The following is an 8,131-nucleotide window of genomic DNA, read 5'->3' on the forward strand; positions in this document are numbered from 1 at the left end:
TCCGTGCAACACGGCTCCTTCGTGCGACACGGCTCCGTGCGACCGGCTCCTCCGTGTGACCGGCTCCCCGTAGGACACGGTCCCCCTGTACCGGAGTTCCTCCGGTGAGATCGCCTACGCCGGAGATCCTCCGGTGAGACCGTCCGGCCCGCCATGGCCTATTACTCAGCTGTGACGGCGAGCGCACAGCTCCGTCGCTCTGCGGCGGAAGACTTGTCTCATCGCGAGGGGGCGGCAGGCCGAGCGGACCGGCTCAGGTCCCGGGGGCGGCGGGCGGTTCCCTCGGGACTCTCAGCGCCGCGCCGTTCACATCTCAGGGGGAACCTCGATGTCCGCTCGTAATCGTCGGAGCACCGCAGCCGTCGTCACCGCGGGTGCCGCCGCGCTGCTCGCCCTGTGCGGCGCGGCCACCAACGCGATGGCCGCTCCGTCCTCCGCCGGTGGCGTCAAGGGCAGTGCCGCGATGGTCGCCGCGGCCTCGTCCGCGCACACTCTCACCGTGCCCAGGGGAGTGACCATCAGCGACGGCACGCGCCACGTGCTGGTCAACGGCAGGTCGATCGACTTCGGCACCGTCGTCCGGGACCTGGCCTGGAACCCCAGCGGCAGCAAGGCCGCGTTCGTCGACGGGCACGGCAACCTCGTCGTCTCCGACCCGGACGGCAGCCACCGCGTCACCGTCGCCGCCAACCCGGGCGGGCAGACCTGGTCCCACCCGACCTGGCAGGTGACCGCCGCCGACCGGTCGAACCAGATCCCCGCGAAGAACAACATCATCTTCTCGGCCAAGATCCACGGCAGCACCGTCCTGGAGAGCGTCAAGGCCACCAGCAACCACGGCAAGCCGGCCAAGATCAGCCTGAACGGCGAACCGGGAGAGGGCAACGTCCCCCAGACCGGCAACACCTGGCCGAACGTCGGCGGCAGCTACGGCACGGCCGTCTACGAGAACACCCACACCGGCGAGGTCTACATCCGCGACGACTACCTGCGCCAGCAGGGCGGCGCGCTGGTCAAGGGTTCCGAGCCCGCCCTCTCCCCCGACAACGAGGAAGTCGTCTTCGTCCGCTCCGTCCACGGGCACGACCACCTCTTCGTCGAGGACTTCGGCGGCTCCAGCAGCGTCGTCAAGGACGTCACCCCCGGCGCCACCACGGACTACACCGAGCCCGCCTGGTCGCCCAACGGCAGGACCATCGCCTTCCGCGCCCCGAGCGGTACCTACACCATCACGAAGACCGCCCACGGCTTCGGCACGCCCGTCAAGGTCTCCGCGCACACCGGGCTGCCCGCCTACCGCGGCTGACCGCCGCCCAACCGGCCGCCGGAGCGGGCGAGTTCGGCCTGGAGCTCCGGCAGGTGCTGGTCGGCCGTGTCATGCGGCAGGTACTCGACCACGTCGAGGAAGCGGAACAGGACCTGGGCCTTGGTGACGGCGAACTCGTAGTCGCCGTAGCCCACGACGGCACCCATCTCGCCACGAACGGCGCCCCGGACGACATGCGCGGTCATGTCGTCCGGGCTTTCCGCCGTCAGCCCCCGCCGTGCGTTGGGCCGCGCCAGATACGGGCAGACCATCGAGGCGTAGAGCATGCACGCGCGGTGCCCCGGAGCCTCCAGGGTCGCCGCCATGTTGCGGTACGGCCGCCCGGCGTCGAGCGCTTCGCGGATCGCCGCGCTCTCCGCCGCCCCGACCACCCGCCACACCGGCCCCCTGGACATCAGGGTGTCGCACACCGAACACAGCCGCTGCCGCGCGCACTCGGCGCTGCGCCCGTAGTCGGTGAGCGCGAACCGGGGCTCGTCGTCCTCCCACGGGGTGATGGCGGGTACGGGATAGCCGCGGCTGTCACGAGGCCGGGCCTCGACGGCCGCCGGCATGGGAACGGAATCGAATCGCACACCCCATGGTGAACCAGATGACCTCGGTGGCGTAACCGCAATTCCGTGCTCGAGCGGCGGAACGCTTCACGGCGTTCCGCACGCCACGGCAGCCGGGCACGCGATCCCGCCCGGATCGGACATTTGCCGCCGCCCGGCAGCGGCCGGGGCTCACGGCAGGCCGAGCGCCACAGCCCGATTGCCCGCCTTCACGCGTACGGAACCGTGTGCGCTCCTCGATACGCCTAGGCGGCGCCGGTGACGCCCGGGGCGATGTAGCGCCGGTGGAGCTGGTTGAAGGAGGTGTCGGGGGCGCCGGGGAGGCCGGCCTTCTGGATCGCGGGGGCGAGGCGTTCGGCGAAGAAGGTCTCGAACGCCTGCTGGGACTCCCAGACGTCGGTGACGTGCAGGCCCTGGGCGTCGAACCAGGCCACGTGCACCTGACCGCCGGCCCCCGGAATCTCCTCCCATTGGACGGCGTCCCGCACCGTGTCGTACTGCTCGGGTGTGGCTTCCGCCCAGTGCATCGACATCACGATTGCCATGTCCGGCCCCTTGCTGTTCGTAGTGGTGAAGCCGCTCTCGGACCAGCAAACATGCACTCGCCGCCGCTCACATCTCCACGACGGCCAAAGGCGTGCCCCTGCCGGTACCGGGCACCGGGATCGTTCCATCCGCCGAGCCGCGCCCGACAGAGCGCGCGGAGGCACACCGGCGCCTCCGAAAGCCCTCGTACGCTCGTGTCGGGCCCTCCACTCCCGGAGGGACGGGGTGGTGGTCGTGTCACCGGTGGCGCCTTTCGCCGCCGACCGCGCGGGAGGGGCTGATTCCTGTGAGCCGGAGGCGGTACGTCTCCAGGGGGGTGCCGGGTGGATACCGGATCTGGGACAACCGGGCACGCCGTTGGTGGGGCGACCTCTACGAGTTGTGCCCCGACGACCTCGTGACCGAGCTCAACGGCCCGTCCGACCACACACGGATCGTCGCCCTGATGAAGCGATACAGGGCGCAGAAGCGGTAGGGGCGGCGGCAGCCGGCCCTCACGTCGTGCTCGCACCATGTGGACGCCGCCCGGGGAGGCGCCCTGGTGGGCGGGGTCCCCGGGCGGGAGTGGGTGGTGGTCGGCTCGTCAGTACTGGTACACGTGGTCGGTTCCCGGGCCGCCTGACAGGGTGTCCGTGCCGGGGCCTCCGTGGAGGAGGTCGTTGCCGCTGTTGCCGTAGATCTTGTCGTTGCCGGAGCCGCCGTAGAGGCGGTCGTTGCCGCGGCCGCCCTGGATCAGGTCGGCGCCCGCGTTGCCGTAGATCGTGTCGTTGCCGTCGTCGCCGTAGAGGCTGTTGTCGTAGTCGACGTAACTGCCGTCGGCCTCGCTCACATCGCCGCTCAGGACGTCGTTGCCCGCGCCGCCGTGGCAGGTGTAGCCGCAGGAGGTGAGGGTGTCGTCGCCCGCGCCGCCGAACGCGCCCTCGCCGTAGACGCCGCCCCCGGACAGGTGGTCTTTGCCGTCCTGGCCGTAGAGGACGTCGCGGCCGTGGCCGGTGAGGGTGTCGTTGCCGGTCCCGCCGTAGATGCGGGAGTAGCCGACGTTGCCGGGGTCGACGGTCGCGCTGTCGTTGCCGTCCCCGAGGCTGACGATCAGGGTGTCGAGGTCGGAGGCCGAGGTGTTGGGCTCGGTGACCGTGCAGACCGCCTGGGTGGTGTCGCCCGAGGAGGGCCGGACACAGCCCGCACCGAGAGAGATCCTCACCGTGTCGTCGAACGTGTAGATGTAGTCGGCGAGTTGGGAGTCGGGGTCGGTCGCACCGAGGGCCCAGGAGATCTTCAGGTGGTTCGTCTGGCCCGCGGCTGCCGTGTAGTAGAGCTTCTGGCCGGTGGAGACCGCCGTGGCGCTCGCGGCGGTCGCGGCGCTCGCCGTCGGGGCCACGACCGCCGCGGACACGGCGGCCGTGGCGGCGACCAGCGCCAGCACGTTCGGAAGGACGGCGGTACGACGGTTGAACATGGTTCCCCCTCGGTGGGTTTCTGCGGCCCTGCGGACCCGGCGGGCCCGACGGGTCCGCCGTTCCGGGACTGTGGACGCCGGACGCAGGCGCCCAGGCATCCGGTTCGACACCGGTGGGGGACGGGGGGTTGTGACCCCGGTCGTACAACCTTCGCCGGTTCAGGGAGAGTTCACCTCGGGTTGTCGCCCCCTTGGCGCGGACGGCTCCGGGCGTTGGCTCTCCGGGAGCGGGTCGCGACGGCGTCGCAGCGAGGGAGCCAGGGCCAGCGTCACGACGACCGAGGCCGCGGCCATCACCGTCATCGCCGTCGCGGGCGAGGCGAGTTGGGCGATTCCGCCCGCCAGCGCCGCGCTCACGCCCTGCATGGTCAGCATGCCCGCCGTATGGAGCCCGAGAGCGTGGCCGCTGAGTTCGTCGGGGATGAGGGCCACCAGCCGTTCCTGCTGGATCAGGCTCGACCCGAAGCCGATCGAGGCGAGGGCGGCGAGAGCGGCGGCCACGGCCACGCCCGGACGCAGGACGAAGAGGAGGTACGGCGTCGCGAGCAGCAGCAGGAACGGGATGCCCAGGCGGGCACGGATCCGGGGCGGCAGCAGGCGTCCGGTCGTCACGTCCCCGGCGAACATGCCGAGGGCCGCGAAGGCGAACAGCACGCCGGCCCGGTCGGGCGCGTACGACACGAACAGCGATTCGCAGCCGACGACCAGGCCGTTCGGCACCCAGAGCAGGAGATAGAGGGTCCGGCGTTCCGGGGAGGAGAAGAGGCGGGCGTTCGTGCTCCAGGTCCGGGCGACGGACGGGCGGCCCAGGGCTCGGGGCGCCCGGGGTGTCAGGCCGAGCCGGGCGGTCAGGGCGGCCGCCAGGTACAGGCCGGCCGCGAGGAGGAGTGTGACGCGCGGGGAGAGCAGGGCCACGAGGACGCCACCGGTGGCGTATCCGGTGATCTGGGCGATCCCGCTCATCATGTTGAACACCGAACGCCCCAGCAGATAGCCCTCCTTGGCGAGGATCTCGGTCAGCAGGCCCCACAGGACCCCACCACCGAAGGACTGGATCAGACCGAGGAGCAGGAGCAGGACGAAGATGGTCCAGACGGGGAGACCGGGGATCGCCATGGCCGCCGTGCCCAGCCCGAACAGAAGCGCGATGCCCGCGACCGTCGCGCGCGGCGGCAGCCGGTCGGCGGCCGAGAGCATGGTGGCCGCGCCGACCATCTGGGCGAGCGAGGGGCCGAACATGCTCAGCGCCGTGAGCAGCGGTGAGCCGGTCGCCCGGTACACCAGGATGCCGAGGGCCAGACCGCTCACCGTGGAGGCGGCGGTTCTGAAGCAGGAGGACAGGAAGAGCGGGGTGAACTCCCGCGTGCGGAAGAGCTCGGAGTAGCTGCGCATCCGCGGAGTCTGTGGGGCAGCACGGACGGTCGATACTGTTTCGCGCAGACGCGAAACCTCCGGGGAAGGCCCGGCGGAGAGAGGGGGGAAGCGCATGGGCTGGTGGCAGGTGAACGCGGACACCCTCGCCGGAAGCCGTTTCGTGCTGTCGCCGCTCGCCGAGACGTTCGCCTGTCTGAAGCTGCTGCACGCGGACACCGCCACGCACCCCGGTGAACGCGCCTGGCTTGACGCCCACCTGCCGGCGTACCGCGCTCTGCTGGCCGCCGACCCGCTCACCGCGCCGCTCGTGCGCTGCGGGCTCGGGCGGGAGTGGATCGCCGACTTCCTGACCCCGCCCCCGTACGGCGACGAGACCTTCGGGACCGAGGTCGCCCGGATCCGGGACGTCCCGCCCGGCGACGCCCGCGGCCAGCTCGTCCGCGCGGTGGGCGGCCCGCTGCCCGCCGCCCTCGCGGACCGCGACGATCTGCCCGAGCGGGCCGCCGCGCTGCTCACCGCCGTGTGGGAGGAGTCCGTACGCCCCGACTGGGAGCGGCGGCGGCGGGTTCTGGAGGCCGATGTGGTGGCGCGGACCGCGCGGCTGGGCCAGGGCGGCTGGGCGGCGGCGCTGGACGGACTGCGGCCCGGGACCCGCTGGCTCGGCGACAACCGGCTCCAGGTCAACCTGCACGAGTATCCGCCGCGCGAGATCTCCGGCGCCCAGCTCGTCTTCGTCCCCGTCACACCGAAGGCCGGATGGGTGTCCTGGGAGGAGTCACGCCGCTACGCCGTGGTCTACCCGTGCTCGGGGGCGCTGGCCGACGCGGGGGCCGCGGTGGTGCCGGAGAGCCTCGGGGCACTGCTCGGGACGGCCCGGGCCGGAGTCCTGGTCCGCCTCGACTCGCCCCTGTCCACCAGTCAGCTGGTCGCCGTGACCGGGCAGGGGCTGGGGTCGGTCGGTCGCCATCTGCGGGTGCTGCTGGACGCGCGGCTCGTGGAGCGGCGGCGGGCCGGGCGGTCGGTGCTGTACTCGCGGACGGCGGCGGGTGAGGTGCTTGTCACAGCTCAGCGCCGGGGACGGAGCGGCCGGACCGGTGGGGCCGTCACCTACCGGAGTTAGCATCCGCTTATGACTACTGACAACACCTCTTCCTCTGTGCTCGACATCGAGATCGGATCCCTTCAGGGGGGCTCCGCCGGTCTGTCCCAGTACGCGGGCAAGGCCGTCCTCATCGTGAACGTGGCCTCCAAGTGCGGGCTGACCCCGCAGTACGCCGGTCTCGAGCGGCTGCACGCGCGCTACGCCGACCAGGGCTTCACCGTCCTCGGCGTGCCCTGCAACCAGTTCCTCGGCCAGGAGCCCGGCAGCTCCGAGGAGATCGCCGAGTTCTGCTCCGCGACCTACGGCGTGACCTTCCCGATGACCGAGAAGGTCGAGGTGAACGGTGACGCGCGGCACGGCCTGTACGAGCGTCTGGTGGGCACCGCCGACGCCGAGGGGCACTCCGGCGACATCCGCTGGAACTTCGAGAAGTTCCTGATCGGGCGGGACGGTACGGTCGTCGGCCGCTTCTCCCCGCAGACCGAGCCGGAGTCGGCCGAGCTCGTCTCCGCCGTCGAGAAGGCCGTCGCCTGACACCGGGCGGCCGTCGGCCGGCCCCCGGGACCCCCGCGGTCCGTTGACCTTGCCCCTGGGTCAAGGGGGAGCGTCCCTGTCACCGGGCGGAAGGCGCCCGGTGACGGAGGACGACCGGCGTGACGGGGAGGATGGCCGGGTGGACAAGGATCTGCTCACCATCGGCGCGTTCGCCTCGCGGGCGCGGCTCTCGGCGAAGGCGCTGCGGCTGTACGACCGGCTGGGGCTGCTGACCCCGGCGTACGTCGACGAGGTCAGCGGCTACCGCTACTACCGCGCCGAGCAGACCGAACGGGCCCGGCTCGTCGCGCTGCTGCGCCAGCTGGACATGCCGCTGGCCCGGATCGCGGACGTGGTGGAGGCGCGCGGCCCGGAAGCGGCCTCGCTGCTCGCCGCGTACTGGGACGGTGCCGAGGCTCGGTTCGCCTCGCAGCGGACGCTCGTCGGCTACCTCCGTGGACGTCTTTCCGGAAGGAGTTCCGAGATGTTCGAGAAGTTCGTCGTCGAGACCGCCGAGGTGCCCGAGCAGGTCGTGCTGACCGAGACACGGCACGTCCTCGCGCCCGAGCTGCCGGTCTGGATCCCCGGCTCACTGGGGCGGCTGGAGGCGGGGGCCCGGGAGGCCGGGGGCATCACGGGCCCGCCGTTCGTCGTGTACCACGCCGAGGTCGGCCTGGAGAGCGACGGTCCGGCCGAGGCGTGCGTGCCGGTCGCCGACGAGGCGGCCGCGAGGGCCTGGGCGGAGCGGCAGGGCCGGGCCACCGGGGCCGGGGTGCGGGTCGAGCCGGCCCGGAGCATCGCCTTCGTCCGGATCGGCAAGGCCCAGGTCGCCCACCCGCAGATCCTCGCCGCCTTCGAGGCGGTCGAGACCTGGGTCGGCGAGCGGGGGCTGTCCGTCGACGGCCCGTGCCGGGAGATCTACTTCGCCGACTGGGACGCGGCGGGCCCGGAGGACCCGGTGTGCGATGTCGCGTTCCCGGTGAGGTGACCCGGCTGGTCCGGCCGCACGACAGGCGACGTCACCGGTCCGAGCGCAAGGCCGGTGACTTGACCGGCCCCGCCGCACGACCGGTGACTTGACCGGCCCGGGCGCACGACAGGCGACGTCACCGGTCCGGGCGCACGACCGGTGACATGGCCGGTCCCGCCGCACGACCGGTGACTTGACCGGCCCGGGCGCACGACAGGCGACGTCACCGGTCCGGGCGCACGACCGGTGACATGGCCGGTCCCGCCGC

The 8,131-nt window shown here is 72.2% G+C and carries 9 protein-coding genes; 5 read left to right on the forward strand and 4 right to left on the reverse strand.

What is annotated here, in order from left to right; genetic code table 11:
• The first annotated feature begins 328 nt into the window (after nt 1-328).
• Entirely contained in the window at nt 329-1,306 is a 978-nt protein-coding gene (locus ABZV42_RS01140) for a hypothetical protein (protein WP_356050595.1), read from the forward strand.
• On the opposite strand, the gene ABZV42_RS01145 is transcribed toward ABZV42_RS01140, so the two are convergent.
• Both ABZV42_RS01145 and ABZV42_RS01150 read right to left on the reverse strand, forming a co-directional pair.
• Nucleotides 1,294-1,902: a hypothetical protein gene (locus ABZV42_RS01145; RefSeq protein ID WP_356050596.1), complete on the reverse strand. Its 609-nt coding sequence runs from the start codon at nt 1,900-1,902 to the stop codon at nt 1,294-1,296. The genes ABZV42_RS01140 and ABZV42_RS01145 overlap by 13 nt on opposite strands.
• A 224-nt stretch (nt 1,903-2,126) precedes the next feature.
• Nucleotides 2,127-2,426, reverse strand: coding sequence for a hypothetical protein (locus tag ABZV42_RS01150; RefSeq protein WP_355977894.1), 300 nt, complete (start codon nt 2,424-2,426; stop codon nt 2,127-2,129).
• A 287-nt stretch (nt 2,427-2,713) separates the two neighbouring features.
• Here ABZV42_RS01150 and ABZV42_RS01155 point away from each other — a divergent pair, with 287 nt between their 5' ends.
• Complete coding sequence (locus ABZV42_RS01155; protein WP_355977891.1) at nt 2,714-2,902, forward strand: hypothetical protein; 189 nt, start codon at nt 2,714-2,716, stop codon at nt 2,900-2,902.
• A 108-nt stretch (nt 2,903-3,010) separates the two neighbouring features.
• On the opposite strand, the gene ABZV42_RS01160 is transcribed toward ABZV42_RS01155, so the two are convergent.
• Nucleotides 3,011-3,883, reverse strand: a complete 873-nt coding sequence (locus ABZV42_RS01160; protein WP_356050597.1) for a calcium-binding protein — start codon at nt 3,881-3,883, stop codon at nt 3,011-3,013.
• A gap of 159 nt (nt 3,884-4,042) precedes the next feature.
• Complete coding sequence (locus ABZV42_RS01165; protein ID WP_356050598.1) at nt 4,043-5,275, reverse strand: MFS transporter; 1,233 nt, start codon at nt 5,273-5,275, stop codon at nt 4,043-4,045.
• 94 nt (nt 5,276-5,369) lie between these two features.
• On the opposite strand from ABZV42_RS01165, the gene ABZV42_RS01170 reads away from it, so the two are divergent.
• The 3 genes from ABZV42_RS01170 to ABZV42_RS01180 all read left to right on the forward strand — a co-directional run bounded on the left by ABZV42_RS01170 (nt 5,370) and on the right by ABZV42_RS01180 (nt 7,881).
• Nucleotides 5,370-6,377, forward strand: coding sequence for a winged helix-turn-helix domain-containing protein (locus ABZV42_RS01170; protein WP_355977882.1), 1,008 nt, complete (start codon nt 5,370-5,372; stop codon nt 6,375-6,377).
• Between the two features lie 9 nt (nt 6,378-6,386).
• Nucleotides 6,387-6,893: a glutathione peroxidase gene (locus ABZV42_RS01175; protein WP_355977879.1), complete on the forward strand. Its 507-nt coding sequence runs from the start codon at nt 6,387-6,389 to the stop codon at nt 6,891-6,893.
• 139 nt (nt 6,894-7,032) lie between these two features.
• Nucleotides 7,033-7,881, forward strand: coding sequence for a MerR family transcriptional regulator (locus ABZV42_RS01180; RefSeq protein ID WP_355977876.1), 849 nt, complete (start codon nt 7,033-7,035; stop codon nt 7,879-7,881).
• The last annotated feature ends 250 nt before the right edge of the window (nt 7,882-8,131 follow it).

Origin of the sequence: Streptomyces sp. NPDC005281, assembly GCF_040607495.1 — a bacterium.
In the GTDB taxonomy this organism is placed as follows: domain Bacteria; phylum Actinomycetota; class Actinomycetes; order Streptomycetales; family Streptomycetaceae; genus Streptomyces.

Bases quoted from the DNA above. Each gene is read 5' to 3' on its own strand.
- ABZV42_RS01140 (WP_356050595.1), top strand. From the start codon at position 329: ATGTCCGCTCGTAATCGTCGGAGCACCGCAGCCGTCGTCACCGCGGGT.
- ABZV42_RS01150 (WP_355977894.1), bottom strand. From the start codon at position 2,426: ATGGCAATCGTGATGTCGATGCACTGGGCGGAAGCCACACCCGAGCAG.
- ABZV42_RS01160 (WP_356050597.1), bottom strand. From the start codon at position 3,883: ATGTTCAACCGTCGTACCGCCGTCCTTCCGAACGTGCTGGCGCTGGTC.
- ABZV42_RS01165 (WP_356050598.1), bottom strand. From the start codon at position 5,275: ATGCGCAGCTACTCCGAGCTCTTCCGCACGCGGGAGTTCACCCCGCTC.
- ABZV42_RS01170 (WP_355977882.1), top strand. From the start codon at position 5,370: ATGGGCTGGTGGCAGGTGAACGCGGACACCCTCGCCGGAAGCCGTTTC.
- ABZV42_RS01175 (WP_355977879.1), top strand. From the start codon at position 6,387: ATGACTACTGACAACACCTCTTCCTCTGTGCTCGACATCGAGATCGGA.